Origin of the sequence: Bradyrhizobium sp. HKCCYLS3013, assembly GCF_051167615.1 — a bacterium.
In the GTDB taxonomy this organism is placed as follows: domain Bacteria; phylum Pseudomonadota; class Alphaproteobacteria; order Rhizobiales; family Xanthobacteraceae; genus Bradyrhizobium.
Genome location: NZ_JBNPTK010000013.1, coordinates 173,557 through 188,654, shown reverse-complemented (window position 1 = coordinate 188,654; position 15,098 = coordinate 173,557). Strand labels below are relative to the sequence as shown.

General features: G+C 67.4%; 12 protein-coding genes. 6 read left to right on the top strand and 6 right to left on the bottom strand.

Annotation, left to right across the window (positions count from 1 at the left end; translation table 11 throughout):
• The first annotated feature begins 107 nt into the window (after nucleotides 1-107).
• The 3 genes from ACQR1F_RS23015 (at nucleotide 108) to ACQR1F_RS23005 (ending at nucleotide 2,797) form a co-directional block, all read left to right on the top strand.
• Nucleotides 108-941, top strand: coding sequence for a hypothetical protein (locus tag ACQR1F_RS23015; protein ID WP_316181962.1), 834 nt, complete (start codon nucleotides 108-110; stop codon nucleotides 939-941).
• A 153-nt stretch (nucleotides 942-1,094) separates the two neighbouring features.
• Nucleotides 1,095-2,021 (top strand): sulfite exporter TauE/SafE family protein, encoded by a 927-nt coding sequence (locus ACQR1F_RS23010; protein WP_315801557.1) that lies wholly within the window; start codon nucleotides 1,095-1,097, stop codon nucleotides 2,019-2,021.
• Nucleotides 2,018-2,797 carry a TIGR02186 family protein gene (locus ACQR1F_RS23005; RefSeq protein ID WP_315801558.1) on the top strand — a complete coding sequence of 260 codons (780 nt, stop codon included), beginning with the start codon at nucleotides 2,018-2,020 and terminating at the stop codon, nucleotides 2,795-2,797. The genes ACQR1F_RS23010 and ACQR1F_RS23005 overlap by 4 nt, the downstream gene beginning before the upstream one ends.
• 13 nt (nucleotides 2,798-2,810) lie before the next feature.
• On the opposite strand, the gene ACQR1F_RS23000 is transcribed toward ACQR1F_RS23005, so the two are convergent.
• Nucleotides 2,811-3,572, bottom strand: a complete 762-nt coding sequence (locus ACQR1F_RS23000) for an MBL fold metallo-hydrolase (protein ID WP_315801559.1) — start codon at nucleotides 3,570-3,572, stop codon at nucleotides 2,811-2,813.
• A complete protein-coding gene (locus ACQR1F_RS22995; protein WP_434913928.1) occupies nucleotides 3,569-4,489 on the bottom strand; it encodes a DMT family transporter in 921 nt (306 codons plus the stop codon). Before ACQR1F_RS22995 ends, ACQR1F_RS23000 begins: the two co-directional genes overlap by 4 nt.
• A gap of 97 nt (nucleotides 4,490-4,586) precedes the next feature.
• Between ACQR1F_RS22995 and ACQR1F_RS22990 the strand changes: the two genes are divergently transcribed.
• Complete coding sequence (locus ACQR1F_RS22990; protein ID WP_434913927.1) at nucleotides 4,587-5,453, top strand: LysR family transcriptional regulator; 867 nt, start codon at nucleotides 4,587-4,589, stop codon at nucleotides 5,451-5,453.
• A 219-nt stretch (nucleotides 5,454-5,672) separates the two neighbouring features.
• On the opposite strand, the gene pdeM is transcribed toward ACQR1F_RS22990, so the two are convergent.
• The 4 genes from pdeM to ACQR1F_RS22970 form a co-directional block, all read right to left on the bottom strand.
• On the bottom strand, nucleotides 5,673-6,320 hold the full coding sequence (gene pdeM, locus ACQR1F_RS22985) for a ligase-associated DNA damage response endonuclease PdeM (protein ID WP_434913941.1): 648 nt from the start codon (nucleotides 6,318-6,320) through the stop codon (nucleotides 5,673-5,675).
• Nucleotides 6,321-6,500: 180 nt separating this feature from the next.
• Nucleotides 6,501-9,263: a ligase-associated DNA damage response DEXH box helicase gene (locus tag ACQR1F_RS22980; protein ID WP_434913940.1), complete on the bottom strand. Its 2,763-nt coding sequence runs from the start codon at nucleotides 9,261-9,263 to the stop codon at nucleotides 6,501-6,503.
• Nucleotides 9,264-9,556: 293 nt separating this feature from the next.
• The gene (locus ACQR1F_RS22975) at nucleotides 9,557-10,786 is read right to left on the bottom strand and encodes an ABC transporter substrate-binding protein (RefSeq protein ID WP_315801562.1); all 1,230 of its coding nucleotides are present in this window, start codon (nucleotides 10,784-10,786) and stop codon (nucleotides 9,557-9,559) included.
• Between the two features lie 109 nt (nucleotides 10,787-10,895).
• Nucleotides 10,896-11,822 (bottom strand): methyltransferase domain-containing protein, encoded by a 927-nt coding sequence (locus ACQR1F_RS22970; RefSeq protein ID WP_434913926.1) that lies wholly within the window; start codon nucleotides 11,820-11,822, stop codon nucleotides 10,896-10,898.
• Nucleotides 11,823-11,943: 121 nt separating this feature from the next.
• Between ACQR1F_RS22970 and ACQR1F_RS22965 the strand changes: the two genes are divergently transcribed.
• Both ACQR1F_RS22965 and ACQR1F_RS22960 read left to right on the top strand, forming a co-directional pair.
• Nucleotides 11,944-12,981, top strand: coding sequence for a ligase-associated DNA damage response exonuclease (locus ACQR1F_RS22965; RefSeq protein ID WP_434900173.1), 1,038 nt, complete (start codon nucleotides 11,944-11,946; stop codon nucleotides 12,979-12,981).
• Entirely contained in the window at nucleotides 12,978-14,858 is a 1,881-nt protein-coding gene (locus ACQR1F_RS22960; protein ID WP_434891675.1) for an ATP-dependent DNA ligase, read from the top strand. The genes ACQR1F_RS22965 and ACQR1F_RS22960 overlap by 4 nt, the downstream gene beginning before the upstream one ends.
• Nucleotides 14,859-15,098: the final 240 nt, after the last annotated feature.

Genomic DNA, 15,098 nt, shown 5'->3' with positions numbered 1-15,098 from the left:
CCAAAAAAATCCTCCCGGCTTGCGATCGCGCCGCCATAGTGTCGCGCGGTCGATCGATATAGGTTGTCGCGGCGGATCATCACGAGCGCCGCGAGGAGCATCGACAGGTGTCAGCGGGGAACGAACAACAGGACGGCGCGCACTTCCTGCAGTCGCCGACGGGGCCCCGCGTGCCGCCGCGGACCACGGCGAACGTCGTCGCTGCTCCGCCTCCTCGCCAACGAATGCAGCAAGTGACCGACGGCTATCCTGCGGCGTTCCGATGGCGCCGGCTGGCTTCCGTCATCTTCTTCGTTGCAATCGTGCTCGGCGGGGGCATTCGCGCCTACCGCGACCTGTCGCGGCCTGACGCCTGGTCGTTCTGGAAGGATCAGTACATTTCGCCAAGTCTGTCGGCGGCGCTGGTCGCCGACCCCGTCCTTGCCGGGCTGGGCGACAGGCGCGCCGTGCTCGCCGTCAGCGGCCCCATCGGACCAGCGGCGGCCGGCTGGCTGCGTGAGCGGATCAGCGAGGCCCGTCTCAAGCCGGGTGACGTGATCCTGCTGTCCTCGCCCGGTGGCAACCTCGACCAGGGGGTGCTGATGGGCGAGATCATCCGCGCCCACGGACTCGCGACCGCCGTCGGCGTGGCCGACAATGGCGGCCGCATCCGTCCGGGATTCTGCGCCAGCGCCTGCGTGTTCGCCTTTGCCGGCGGGCAGACCCGCTACGGCCTCGATGGTTCGGCGCTCGGCGTGCACCGCTTCACGTCGGAGGCCCGCGGCGCCGACGCGGTCGCCGACACCCAGCGCGTCACCGGTGCCATCCTCGGCTACATGACGCGCATGGGCGTATCGTCGCAGGTCATCGAGGCGATGTCGCAGACCCGCGACATCCGCTGGCTCGATCCGAGCGACGCCGAGGCCATGAGGCTGGTGACCGCGCAGCTCAAGGCCCTTTGACCGAGCCCTCAGAACCCCACGCTCGGCGTCGGCGGATGTGACTTCGGGCGGGAATGACTGATCCCTTCGCTGCGATTTTCGGTTATGCAGGAGCTTGGCGTCCTGCATGGCATGCGCGGGATGCTCGCTCGAAGGATGGCAGAGGCCGCGCGGATGCAGATTTATCTTCCGATCGCCGACATCCCGGTCAACATCTTCCTGTTGCTGGCGATGGGCGCGGCCGTCGGCTTCGTCTCCGGCATGTTCGGCATCGGCGGCGGGTTCCTGATGACGCCGCTCCTGATCTTCGTCGGCATCACCCCAGCAGTTGCGGTCGCCTCGGTCTCCAGCCACATCGCCGCCTCGTCGTTCTCCGGCGCGCTGTCCTATTGGCGGCGGCGCGCCATCGATCCCTCGCTGGCCGCGGTATTGATGATCGGCGGCGCGCTCGGCACGGGGCTCGGCGTCGCCACCTTCACTCTGTTGCGGTCGCTCGGCCAGCTCGATCTGATGATCGCGCTGTCCTATGTCGCGCTGCTGACGAGCGTCGGCGGCACGATGTTCTGGGAAGGACTGCGCGCGATGATGCGCGCGCGCCAGGGCGCGGTCGCGACCGTGCGGCGTCCGGGCAGCCATGTCTGGATCCATGGCCTGCCGCTGAAGATGCGCTTCAAGCGCTCGAAGATCTACGTCTCCGTCATTCCGGTGATCGGCATCGGCCTGATCATCGGCTTCCTCGGCGCCGTGATGGGCATCGGCGGCGGCTTCATTCTGGTGCCCCTGCTGATCTACCTGCTGCGTGTGCCGACCTCGACCGTCATCGGCACCTCGATGGTGCTGACGCTCGCGACCATGATGATCGCGACCATGCTGCACGCGATGAGCAATCATCTGGTCGACGCCGTTCTGGCGCTGATCCTGATGGTCGGCGGCGTCACGGGCGCGCAGTTCGGGGCCCGCGCCGGCCAGATGATCCGCGGCGAGCAGCTTAGGCTGCTGCTCGGCCTGCTGATCCTCGCCGTCGGCATCCGGTTCGCGATCGAGCTCGTGATCAAGCCCGACGACCTGTTCACGATCCGCGAGACCGAGATCAGCCAATGACGCCGCTCCGCCTCGCCAGCCTTATCGTCATGCTGCTGCTGGCCGGCGCCGCATCCGCACGCGCCGAGCGCCTGATCGTCTCGGTCTCCAACCATCGCGTGACGGTGACGCCGAACTATTCCGGCGAGGAGCTGGTGCTGTTCGGCTCGGTCGAGAAGGACATCCAGACGCCGCCGGGCCGCACCGCCTATGACCTCGTCGTCACCGTCCGCGGACCGCGGGCCGACATGGTGACGCGACGCAAGGAACGAAAGTTCGGCATCTGGATCAACACCGACTCCCGCCAGTTCCTGAAAGTGCCCGGCTATCTGGCGCTGTTCGCCAACCGCCCCTTCGATGCGATGGCCGCGCCCGAGGTGCTGCGCCGGCAGCAGCTCGGACTCAACAACGTGCTGCTCACGCAGCGCGTCGGTCCCGACTATGCCGATGTCGTCCCGAACGACGCGTTCCGCAGCGCCTTCGTGCGGCTGCAGTCGCAGCACGGCCTGTACCGCGAGGATACGTCCGCGGTGACCTTCCTCACGCCGACGCTGTTCCGCACCGGAATCCCGTTGCCCGCTGCGGTCCCGATCGGCACCTACGAGGTCGAGATCAAGCTGCTCGCCGACGGCGCGCTGGTCACCAAGACCGAGACTGCGTTCGAGATCGTCAAGGTCGGCTTCGAGCAGTTCGTCGCGGCCTCCGCCAAGCAGAACGGCTTCGTCTATGGCCTGGTCACCGCCGCGATGGCGCTGATGACGGGATGGATGGCGTCGATCGTGTTCCGAAGGGATTAGTCGCTGTGCGAGGTCAGCGTTCGATCACCGTCCGCACACCTGGCTCCAGCAGCTTCAGCCGCGCCCCGAAGCCGAGTACGTCGAACGTGTTGCGCAGGTCCTGCGCGCTCTGCCGGAAATGTGCCCAGCCATCGGTGTGGACGGGAACGATCAGCGCGTCAGAAAACACCCGGGCCGTCTCGATCGTGTCGTTGGTGTCCATGGTCAGGTGGAACGGCCCGCGCGTCTGCGCCGCGCCAGCAAACGGCAGCACGATTCCCGCACGAAAGCGCCGCGCCACCTCGGCGACGCCGTCGTAGAACACGGTGTCGCCGCTGACATAGATCGGCGCAGACCCTTTCGACTGCAGCACGAATCCGATGACATCGCCCGCGACCGGCTCGATGCCGGCCGGACCGTGGCGCGCCGGGGTCGCCACGACCTTCAACGACCTGCCATTCTTCGTCAGCTCGGTTTCGCTCCAGGGCGCGAGCCCTTCGGCTGACGCACCGAGCCGTATTGCACCGATCTCGGTGGTCAGCACGCGCCGCGCACGGGACAGGAAGGCCCGTCCGCCATGATCGAGATTGTCGGAATGCTGATCATGGCTGAGCAGCACCGCGTCGACGTCGCCGACCGCATCTGCCGTCAGCGCCGGTCGCGAGAGCTTCTCCAGGGTGACGTGCGGCAGCTGATATGTGCCGGGATCGTCGAAGGTCGGATCGGTCAGCAGGCGGAAGCCGTCGATTTCGATCAGGGCGGTCGGGCCGCCGATCAGCGTGATCGCAACGCTCATGCTTGTGCTCCCACCGTGCGGGCCGGAGCCCGCGTGACCAGATAGATCCCGAGCGCGACGGGTATGACGCCGAGCAGATCCTGCAGCGCCACGTGCTCGCCGAGCACCACGAAGGCGAAGATCATCGCCAGCGGCGGCATCACGAAGTGATAGGCGCTGGCGGCGGTCGCACCGCAGACCTTCAGGAGGTGAAACCAGAGCACGTAGGCGAGGATCGAGCCGCCGAGCACCAGGAAGGCGAACGCACCGATCAGTTGCGCATTCAGCACGATCTCGCCCACGTGCGACACGCCCAGCGCCACCGGCCAGAGCACCAGCCCGGCGGAGAGATTCTGGATTCCGTTGCCGACCCACAGGCTGCCCTTCGGCGCGAGCTGCTTGAAGAGGATGGTGCCGGTGACGATCGAGGCCAGCGCCGCCAGCGTATAGAGGATGCCTTCGAGGTGGTCGGTGCCGACGGACATGCGGTGCCAGACGATCATGGCGACGCCGACGGTGCCGAGCGCGAGGCCCGCGACCTTGCGCAGGGTCAGCGGCTCGCCGAGCAGCAGCGCGGCGAACACCGCGGTGAACACCGGATTGGCCGAGACGATCAGGCCGCCGAGCCCCGCCGACACCGTCTGCAAGCCGGTATAGCCGAGGCCGAGATAGAGTGCGTTGTTGGCGATGCCGATGATCGCGAACACCGCCGCATCGCGCCAGCTCATGCGCAGCTCGCCCCGGATAGCCGGCACCGCGAGAATGAGCACGCCGGCGAGCGAGAACCGCGCCGCGAGCAGCAGGAGCGGCGGACAATAGGTCACGCCGATCTTGCCGGCGACGAAGGCAAAGCTCCACAGCAGGCAGAACAGGCCGATCTCGAGCGGCAGCAGGTTCGACTTCACGGGGGTCACCGCAACGGAGGATAGGGACGACATCGGGGATCTCCTTCGTCCTCGATGTAGGGCTGTTCTTTCCCATCTGGAAATTAAATGATAGACTGAAACTCAGTGGTTTTCCAAATGGGGGCCAGGAATGCTCGATCTGGACCTGTTGCGCAGCTTCGTCTCGGTGGTCGAGGCGGGCGGTTTCACCCGCGCGGGCGAGCGCGTCCACCGTACGCAGTCGACCATCAGTCAGCAGATCCGGCGGCTCGAGGACGACCTTGGCCGGACCTTGCTCAACCGCGACGGCCGCGCGGTCACGCCGACCGAGGCCGGCGAGCGGCTGTTGTCCTACGCCCGCCGCCTGCTAGCGCTCGCCGAGGAGGCCCGCGACGTCGTCGCGCGGCCGGGTCCGGCCGGCGCGGTCAAGCTCGGCATCCCCGAAGACTTTGCCGCCTACCGCCTCGCCAAGCTGCTCGCGGCGTTCTCGCGCGCCCATCCCGATCTGCGGCTCGACGTGCGTGCCGACCAGAGCCTCAACCTCAAGCGCGACATCGAGCGCGGCGACCTCGATCTGGCGCTGCTCAAGCGCGGCGCCGACGACTCACACGCGGCGATCGCGGCATGGCCGGAGCAGGTCTATTGGGTGACCAGCAAGAGCCATCCGGTCAGCCTCGAGGCCCGCTCGCTGCCGCTGATCGGCTTCCCGCTCGGCTGCATCTATCGCACCCGCGCGATCCATGCGCTGGAGAGCGAGGGACGCGCCTGGCACATGGCCTACACATCGTCGAGCCTCGCCGGTATCCAGGCCGCGGTTGCCGCCGGGATGGGGCTGAGCATTCTCTCCGACATGTCGGTGCAGGCGGAGCACCGCGTGCTGACGGCCCGCGAAGGCTTTGCGCCGATCGACCGCACCGAGGTCGCGCTGGTCGCCTCGCCCGACGCCAGCCCGGCGACGCTGCGGCTCGCGGACCGGCTGGCCGAGTTCTGCGAGAAGGTGCAGGCGAAGGCGGCGTGACGAGTATCTTGTCTACGGCTCCTGCCACCCTGCCGCCACGATGGCGGTGCGTCCCCTCTCCCGCTTGCGGGGGAGGGCTAGGGAGGGGGCCGCTCCAACGGCGGTGCGCGTGGCGCCCCTCTCCAACTCTCCCCCGCACGCGGGGGAGAGGGCGCGGCGGAGTTCGTTGCTTGTATGGTCAGTCCCACTCCGAATTCTAACTACCGACCTTCCACTGAACTAATAACACCTCGTCGCGGCGATGCTGTGCAGCCGCCGGTCGCCGAGCACATGCGCGACGAAAGCACGCTTCGGGAACAGCCTGGCGAAGGCTGCGTCGCGCACGCTCAGGCCGCCGGCATAGGCGCCGAACGCCGGCATCACCGCGCGCTCGCCGTCGGAGACGAAGCAGCGGCGCTCCAAAGTGCGCGCCCGCGTCGCCACCCGCGCCTTGGGATGCAGATGGCCGGCGATCTCGCCGCGCGCGCCGGTCGGCTCGTGGCGGAACGTCACCGCGCCCAACGTGATCTCGTCCGCAACCTCGCCGCCGATACCGCGCGACGCCGGATCGTGGTTGCCCGTGATCCAGACCCAGTCGCGGCCGACCTGGAGATTTGCGATCGCAGCGCGGTCGTCGCCGGTCAGGCGCGTATGCGCATCGCGATCATGAAAGCTGTCGCCGAGCGCGATCACGGTGCGCGGATTGTAGTGTGCGATCACCGAGGCAAGGCGCTGGAGCGTCGCGATGGTGTCGAACGGCGGCAGCAGCGTGCCGCGCGAGGCGTAGCTCGAGCCCTTCTCCAGATGCAGGTCGGAGACAACGAGCAACTGCTGCGCGTCCCATACCAGCGCGCCGGAGAGATCGACGCGCAGCGACAGGCCGGCGATCTCGAGCGCGGCGGAGCGGCCGCGCTGCGCACCACCGTGCTGATCTGGATGAGCCGAGGCGATGGCGATCGGAAGACTCACGACGGCCGCTCCTCGGGGCTGCCCCCCTCCCCGGCCCTCCTCCACAAGGGGGGAGGGAGTAGACCTGCTGCGCCGCGCATTGCGTGCCCCAACTATCAACTACCCCATCGCTTCCTTCACGAGTTCCTCGGCAGCCTCGGCCAGAAGCTCGTCGGCGGCCTCGCCATAGACGGATTCGCGGCCGATTTCCAGCATCACCGGCACCGCCAGCGGCGAGACGCGATCGAGTTCCCGATGGGTGATTCGTCCCTCGATGCGCTGGAGCATATCACCGAGTCGCTTCAGATCGAGCAGGCCGGTGGCGGCATCGGCGCGCGCCGCGCGCAACAGCATGTGATCGGGCTGATGCCGGCGCAGCACGTCGTAGACCAGATCGGTCGAGAACAGCACCTGGCGGCGGGTCTTCTCCTCGGTCGTCGACCGCCGCGCGATCAGGCCGGAGATGATGGCGCAGGAGCGGAACGTGCGCTTCATCAGCGCGGATTCGGCGAGCCATGCCTCGAGATCGTCGCCGAGCATATCCGGGTCGAACAAAGCGGCGAGGTCGAGCCGCCCCTGCTTGACCATCAGCGACATGTCGCCGAGCCCCCACACCGCAAGCGCATATTCATTGGCGACGAAGCCGAGCGGCCGGGCGCGCGCCCGCTCGAGCCGGCGCGTCAGCAGCATGCCGAGCGTCTGATGCGCGAGCCGGCCTTCGAACGGATAGCAGACGATGTAGTGCTTGTTGGAGCGCGGAAAGGTCTCGACGAGCAGCTCGCGCCGGGCCGGGATGCGCGACACGTCCTTCTGCAACGACAGCCAGTCGCGCACCTGCTCCGGCAACGCGCGCCAGGCCGTGCGGTCGTCGAGCAGGCTGCGCACGCGCTCGGCGAGATAGGTCGACAGCGGAAACTTGCCGCCCATATAGGACGGCACCTTCGGATCGGAGTCGTTGGCCCTGCTGACATAGACCTGGTCCTCGGCCAGCGCCTCGTAGCGCACGATCTCGCCGCTGAACACGAAAGTGTCGCCGAGCGTGAGGCCTTCGATGAACGCCTCCTCGATCTCGCCGAGCAGCCGGCCGCCGCGCGCGATCGCGCCGGTCGCTCCCGTGCCGCCGCCGCGCGCGCGCACCAGCCGCACCTTCAGCATCGCTTCTTCCACGATGGTGCCGACGTTCAGGCGATAGCTCTGCCGCACCTTGGGATTGGCGACGCGCCAGCGGCCCTTCGCATCCTGCTTGATGCGCGCGAACCGCTCATAGGTCTTCAGTGCGTAGCCGCCGGTGGCGACGAAGTCGACGACGTCGTCGAAATCGGCCCGCGACAGCGACGCATAGGGCGCGGTGGTGATCACCTCCGCATAGAGTTCGTCGCTGAGAAACGGCTCGGCGCAGGCGCAGCCGAGCACGTGCTGAGCCAGCACGTCGAGTGCGCCGATGCGCAGCGGCGGCGTGTCCTGCGCATTGTCGGCGATGGCGTCGATCGCCACCGAGCATTCCAGCACCTCGAAGCGGTTGGCCGGCACCAGCACCGCGCGCGAGGCCTCGTCGAGCCGGTGATTGGCGCGGCCGATGCGCTGCATCAGCCGCGAGCAGCCCTTGGGCGCGCCGACATTGATGACGAGATCGACGTCGCCCCAGTCGACGCCGAGATCGAGCGAGGAGGTGCAGACCACGCCGCGCAGCCGGCCCGCCGACATCGCGTCCTCGACCTTGCGGCGCTGCGCGACGTCGAGCGAGCCGTGATGCAGGGCGATGGCGAGGTTGTCGTCGTTGATGCGCCAGAATTCCTGGAACAGCATCTCGGCCTGGCTGCGGGTGTTGACGAACACCAGCGTGGTCTTGTTTTGCTTGATCAGCTCGTACATCTCGGCCAGCGCATGGCGCGCGCTGTGGCCGGCCCATGGCAGCCGCTCTTGGGTGTCGAGCATCTCGACCACCGGCGGTGCGGCGCCGCCGGCGACCACGACATCGGCCGCAGCGATGCCGCCGCGCGGCTGCGGCACCAGGAAGCGCGCGAGCTGCTCGGGCTCGGCGACCGTCGCCGACAGGCCGATCATGCGCATGTCCGGCGCGAGCCGCCACAGCCGTGCCAGCGCGAGCGACAAGAGATCGCCGCGCTTGGAGGTGACCAGCGCGTGCAGCTCGTCGAGCACGACGCGCTTCAGCGAGGAAAACAGGAACGGCGCATCGTCCGACGACAGCAGCAGCGCCATCTGCTCCGGTGTCGTCAGCAAAATGTCCGGCGGATAGCGGCGCTGCCGCTGCCGGCGCGACACCGGCGTGTCGCCGGTGCGGGTCTCGACCTTGATCGGCAGACCCATCTCGGAGATCGGCGCCTCGAGATTGCGCGCGATGTCGACCGCGAGCGCCTTGAGCGGCGAGATGTAGAGCGTGTGCAGGCCGGTGGAGCGAACGACGGATCGCCCCGTTGAAATCACCTTTGCAGCTGCCGGGTTGGTTCCTGCCGCCCGCGAAGGCGAAGGATCGGGATTCGCGGCCGCGGACTCGCCAGATTCGTGCGAGGCGGACCGGCGGGAAGGCGCGGGACTCATCGATACTTCCGCCAGAGGCCCCCCTCCCCGCCCCTCCCCCACAAGGGGGGAGGGAGTGGAGAGAGCGGATTGTTTGGCGCGAGCAGATCGGTCATTCGACGCAGAGGCCGAGCCCAATTCCACTAAGGTTGGCAGGAACCCGGCGAGCGTCTTGCCGGCGCCGGTCGGAGCGATCAGCAGTGCAGACCGGTTCGCCCGCGCCTTCTCCAGCAGTGCGAGTTGATGCGCGCGCGGCGCCCAGCCGCGCGCCGCGAACCATTTTGCGAAATGGTCGGGCAGCGCGGCGCTGTCGTCGGACGGGACTGGTGAGACGCGGGGCGGCACCGGGGGAAGGTAGGCAGTCACGCGCGGTTCGTCGAGGGTCGGGGCGATAACACGCGACTGCCTCGACCACCTCCGCCGTCGGCCCAGCCCATGCTGGAGCGCACCAGCGCCCCAGCAAACTCCTTTGTCGTTCCTGCGAACGCAGGGCCCCATAGCCACCGACCCCGACGAGACGATGACTGGCAGTTATGCCTGACCGATTGACCCCGCGGTATGGGTCCCTGCGTTCGCCGGCACGACACCGGAGAGTGCAGCCACAGCTCCGGTGTCATCATCCGATGGAGAGAAAATCCCTACTCCGTCATCGGCTTCTCGGAGATGCTCCAATCCTTGCCGTCGAAGATCGAGATGTAGAGAGTCTTCATCGGCGTGTAGTCGTCCGGCGTGTAGGCGTAGTTGACGCCATCGAGGAAGAACGGCGAATGGAAGCCGGCGAGCGTCGTGGCGTGCTTGAGCACGTTCTCGCGGGTCAGCATGTCGCCGCAGCGGCGCAGGATCTCGCCCATCGAGACCGCCTGGCCGTAGCCGGCATAGGCGATGGTGTTGTCGGGATCGATGTTGGGCAGGTACTTGGCGCGCAGCGCCTCGAAACCCTTGACGTCCGGGTCGTCCTTCCATTGCGGCACGCCGGCATCCTTGGAATAGCGGATGGCAACGATGTCCTTGGCGTTCTCGAGTCCGGCTGCCGAGAGAATCGAGCGGCCGGTCGAGCCGGCCGACAGCAGTTGCAGCGGCTTCCAGCCGAGCTCGGCCACCTTGCGGATCGACTGCGACGTCGCCTTGCCGGTGGTGATGTTGTAGAACACGTCGGCGCCCGACTTCGACAGATTGATCAGTTGGGAGTCCACCGTCGGCTCGGTGAGATCATAGGTCTGCTCCATGATCACCTGCGCCTTGCCGCCAGCATCGGCCAGCACCTTCTTGAACGGTCCCAGGAAATCGCGGCCGAAATCGTCGTTCTGATAGAGGATGCCGATCTTGGCTTCCGGCTTCACGCTCAGCACATGCTTGGCGAGAATGCGCGCCTCCGTCGGATACAGCGGCAGGCCGGCCATGGTCCATTTGTAGTTCTTGGGGTCGTTCCACTTCGAGGCGCCGGTATTGAGCAGGAGCTGCGGCACGCCCTTGGAGTTGAGGTATTTGTGAACGGCGGTCTGCGGCGCGGTGCCGAGCGAGCCGTACAGCGCCAGCACCTCGTCCTGCTCGACCAGCCGCCGGGTCGCCTCGACGCATTTCGGCGCGCTATAGGCGTCGTCCATCGTCAGGAACTTGACCTTGCGCCCATTGATGCCGCCCTGCTCGTTCAGCATCTGGAAATAGGCCTCGCCGACACGGCCGAGCACACCATACAGCGAGCCGGGGCCGGAATGCGGAATGGTCTGGCCGATCCTGATCTCGGTATCGCTGGCGCCGGCGTCATACTTCTTCTCGGCGGCCCAGACATAGGGCGACGCGATCGTCGAGGCGCCGATGGTCGCAAGCGCGGTGGCGCAGAAATCGCGCCGCGTCAGATGTTTTTTCATTTTTTGTCTCTCCCTGGACTGCCGGCATTTTTTGGCATCGAGAGAGCTGCGGCAAGAGCGAAGTTGCCGCATTGGACGCTGCGTGCAGCGCATTCAATAGCGTGTAGACTCAAGTCCTGGTGGCGACCACGGCCAGCCCGCGCACCGGCAGCTGCTCCTCGGTCCGAGGCGATGCCGGCGCGAGGTGAGCCAGCTTCAATCCCGCGGCTGCGATCACGCTACGGACATATTCCGCGCCATGGGCATAGCGCAGCCCCTTGCCCATGATGACACCGTCGCCGTCATGGGTCTCGACGGTGAAGGCCAGCAGTCCGCCCGGCATCAGCACACGTTGCGCCTCGCGCAACACCGGGCCGAGGTCGCCGACATAGACCATCGCATCGGCAGCAAGAATGAGATCCGCAGACGCATCGTCCTGGCGCGCCAGCCCTGCGGTCATATCGTCGACCTCGAGCCCGGCATAGAGCCCGGTGGCGCGCGCTTCCGCGATCATGCCGGCCGACAGGTCGATGCCGATGAAGCTGTCGACGTTCTTGGCGAACGCCGCCGCGCCCAGCCCGGTGCCGCAGCCGAGATCGATCGCGCGCTTGAAGTAGGCCGGCTTGCGCTCAGCCGCGCGCACCGCGAGCACGGCCTTGAACAGGATGTTCGGCGCCCGGTAGTTGAGCCGCTCGATCAGCTCGGACTCGAAGCGCGGCGCGTATTGGTCGAACAGCGACTGCACATAGGCCTTCGGCATATCCGACAGCGGCGCGGCACCGAGCTGCATCAGCCGCACGCCGGCGCCATGGCGGTCATCCGGATCGGCGCCCCGGGCGTTCTGGAACGCGGCGACCGCCTTGTCGGTTTCGCCGAGCGCAATCCTGATCTGGCCGAGCTCGAACCACGCCGAGGCGAAGTTCGGCGCGACCTCGATGGCCTGCTCCATCACCTCCGCGGCCGCGGCCAGATCGCCCTTCAATTGCAGGTCGCGGGCGAACTCGTAGCGGCGGTCGGCGATCAGGTCGCCGGAGGAGAGGAAGAAACGGTGGGGCATGCTGGAACCGTGGTCTGGGCGGGCTGTCATTCCAGGAGATGCATGCGCGGGTCAAGCCCGCGCATCCCGGCCGGGAATGGGACAGACTGAAAATCCGGCTGACGAGACCTATATGAACTTGATGCGCCCGCAAGACATTCTGTTGCCCGTTCCGTCCGGCCTGTGCTGCAAGTCCGGCGGCTTTCATATCGATCCCGTGCGCCCGGTCGAGCGGGCGCTGATCACCCATGGCCATTCCGACCACGCCCGTGCCGGCCACGGCGCCGTGCTGGCGACGCAGGAGACGCTGGACATCATGCGGCTGCGCTATGGCGAGAATTTTGCCGGCAACACGCAGCCGATCCGCTATGGCGAGGAGATCAGGCTCGGCGACGTCACCGTGAGCTTCCACCCGGCGGGCCATGTGCTGGGCTCGGCGCAGATCAAAGTGTCCTGCGGCGGGACCTGCATCGTCGCCTCCGGCGACTACAAGGATGCGCGCGATCCGACCTGTACGCCGTTCGAGCTCGTGCAATGCGACGTCTTCATCACCGAGGCGACGTTCGGCTTGCCCGTGTTCCGTCACGGCGACGCGGCGCTGGAGGTCAACAAGCTGCTGGCCTCGGTAGCGCTGTTTCCCGAGCGCGCGCATCTGGTCGGCGCGTATTCGCTCGGCAAGGCGCAGCGCGTGATCGCGCTGATCCGCGAGGCCGGCTATGATCGGCCGATCTACCTGCATGGCGCGATGGAGAAGATCACGCGCTACTATCAGGACAAGGGCATCGCGCTGGGCGAGCTGCGGCCTGTGAAGGGCGTCAAGAAGGCCGAGCTCGCCGGCACCATCACGCTTGCGCCGCCGAGCGCGACCTCCGACCTGTGGACGCGGCGCTTTCCCGATCCCGTCACCGCCTTCGCCTCGGGCTGGATGCGGGTGCGCGCCAGGGCCCGGCAGCGCGGCATCGAGCTGCCGCTGGTGATTTCTGACCATGCCGACTGGGCCGGGCTGACCGCGACGATCGCGGCGACCGGCGCAAGCGAAGTGTGGGTCACCCATGGCCAGGAGGACGCGCTGGTGCATTGGTGCCAGTCGCGCGGGCTTGCCGCGCGGCCGCTCGACCTGGTCGGCTACGGCGACGAGGAGGAGAGCGAAGTGGCGGCGACGGAGGACGCCGAGGCATGAACCGCTTCGCCGAGCTGCTCGACCGCCTCGCCTACGAGCCCGGCCGCAACAACAAGCTGCGGCTGCTGACGGCGTATTTCCGCGAGGTCGGGGACCCCGATCGCGGCTACGCGCTATCAGCGCTGACCGGCGCGCTGTCGTTCAAGCACGCCAAGCCGGCCCTGATCCGCGATCTCATCGCCGCGCGCACCGATCCGGCGCTGTTCGCGCTGTCGTATGACTATGTCGGCGATCTCTCGGAGACGGTCGCGCTGATGTGGCCGAAGGGCGCTCCTAATGAGCAGCTCGTTTCCGGGTACCCCTCTCCCCAGCCCTCCCCCACAAGGGGGGAGGGAGCCGAGTGGGACCCGGAGTTTGCATCTCATTCGATAGCGAACGGCAGCTCGAAAAGTGCTCTTGCTCCTCCGAGCACCACTCCCTCCGTTCCCTCCCCCCTTGTGGGGGAGGGTCAGGGAGGGGGGTGCCACACAGGCGGTTTCCCTGAAGCGCACACACCCGGATCGCACGCCGCAGGCCACAACAACCCGCCACCGCCGACGCTCACCGAGGTCGTCACCACCTTGCGCACGCTCGGCAAGACGGAGATGCCGCGGCAGCTCGCGCAATGGCTGGATGAACTCGACGAAACTGGGCGCTGGGCACTGCTGAAGCTCGTCACCGGCGCCCTGCGCATCGGCATCTCCGCGCGCCTCGCCAAGACCGCGGCCGCCGCCCTCGGCGACAAGGACCCGCACGAGGTCGAGCTGATCTGGCCGGGCCTCGCGCCGCCCTATCTCGACCTGTTCGCCTGGCTGGAAGGCCGCGGCGACAAGCCGGTCAATCGCGATCCCGCGCCGTTCCGGCCGGTGATGCTGGCGCATGCCGTCGACGACGACGACTTCGCCAACATGAAGGCAGCCGACTACGTCGCGGAATGGAAATGGGACGGCATCCGCGTGCAGGCAGTGAGCGGCCGCGAGGCCGATGGCCGCGTCGTCACGCGGCTGTATTCGCGCAGCGGCGAGGACATCACGGCAAGCTTCCCGGACCTGCTGCCCTCGCTGCATCTGCCCGGCGCGCTCGACGGGGAGCTGCTGGTGGTGCGCGACCGTCGCGTGCAGAGCTTCAACGTGCTGCAGCAGCGGCTGAACCGCAAGACGGTGTCGCCGAAGCTGATGAAGGAGTATCCGATCCACCTGCGCGCCTACGACCTGCTCGGCGATGAGGAGCACGATCTGCGCGAGCTGCCGTTCGAACAGCGGCGCGAGCGGCTCGAAGCGTTCATCCGGCGTCTGGATGACCCGCGCGTCGACCTGTCGCCGACGATTGCGTTCGCGACCTGGGACGAGCTGAAGGCTGCGCGTGCCAATCCCGCCTCGGCCGGTGCCGGCGACGATGCCGAGGCGGTCGAAGGCGTGATGCTGAAGCGGCGGGACGCGCTGTATCTGCCCGGCCGTCCCAAGGGGCAATGGTGGAAGTGGAAGCACGATCCGCACATCATCGATGCCGTGCTGATGTATGCGCAGCGCGGCCATGGCAAGCGCTCGTCCTATTACTCCGACTACACGTTCGGCGTCTGGACGGCAGGAGACGGCGGCGATCAGCTCGTCCCCGTCGGCAAGGCCTATTTCGGCTTCACCGACGAGGAGCTCCTGCAGATCGACCGCTTCGTCCGCCGCAACACCACCGAGAAGTTCGGTCCCGTGCGGCATGTCGTGCACGAGCCCGAGCAGGGCCTTGTGCTCGAAGTGGCGTTCGAGGGCCTGCAGCGCTCGCCGCGGCACAAATCCGGCATCGCGATGCGCTTTCCGCGCATCAGCCGGCTGCGCTGGGACAAGCCGCCGCGCGACGCCGACCGGCTGGAGACGCTGGAGCGCCTGCTGAAGAGCGTGGCGTGACAGCGTCTCGCGTGTCTAGACCCCAAAATGGCCTGACAATAGGGGACTCGTCATGCCCGGGCTTGACCCGCCTGCGCGGCCGTAGCCGCTTCGGCACGGCGAAGGCCCGGGCATCCATCCTCACTCGAAAGATGGATGGCCGGGTCAAGCCCGGCCATGACAGCATTGAAATGCGCGGCGATCCGCAAATGTCCGGCAGCGCGGAGGAACATTAAATGCCGGCAACCGGCTTGCGGCGCT

Coding starts and splice junctions, on each gene's coding strand:
- ACQR1F_RS23010 (WP_315801557.1), top strand. CDS start 1,095: ATGCAGATTTATCTTCCGATCGCCGACATCCCGGTCAACATCTTCCTG.
- ACQR1F_RS23005 (WP_315801558.1), top strand. CDS start 2,018: ATGACGCCGCTCCGCCTCGCCAGCCTTATCGTCATGCTGCTGCTGGCC.
- ACQR1F_RS23000 (WP_315801559.1), bottom strand. CDS start 3,572: ATGAGCGTTGCGATCACGCTGATCGGCGGCCCGACCGCCCTGATCGAA.
- ACQR1F_RS22995 (WP_434913928.1), bottom strand. CDS start 4,489: ATGTCGTCCCTATCCTCCGTTGCGGTGACCCCCGTGAAGTCGAACCTG.
- ACQR1F_RS22990 (WP_434913927.1), top strand. CDS start 4,587: ATGCTCGATCTGGACCTGTTGCGCAGCTTCGTCTCGGTGGTCGAGGCG.
- ACQR1F_RS22975 (WP_315801562.1), bottom strand. CDS start 10,786: ATGAAAAAACATCTGACGCGGCGCGATTTCTGCGCCACCGCGCTTGCG.
- ACQR1F_RS22970 (WP_434913926.1), bottom strand. CDS start 11,822: ATGCCCCACCGTTTCTTCCTCTCCTCCGGCGACCTGATCGCCGACCGC.
- ACQR1F_RS22965 (WP_434900173.1), top strand. CDS start 11,944: ATGCGCCCGCAAGACATTCTGTTGCCCGTTCCGTCCGGCCTGTGCTGC.
- ACQR1F_RS22960 (WP_434891675.1), top strand. CDS start 12,978: ATGAACCGCTTCGCCGAGCTGCTCGACCGCCTCGCCTACGAGCCCGGC.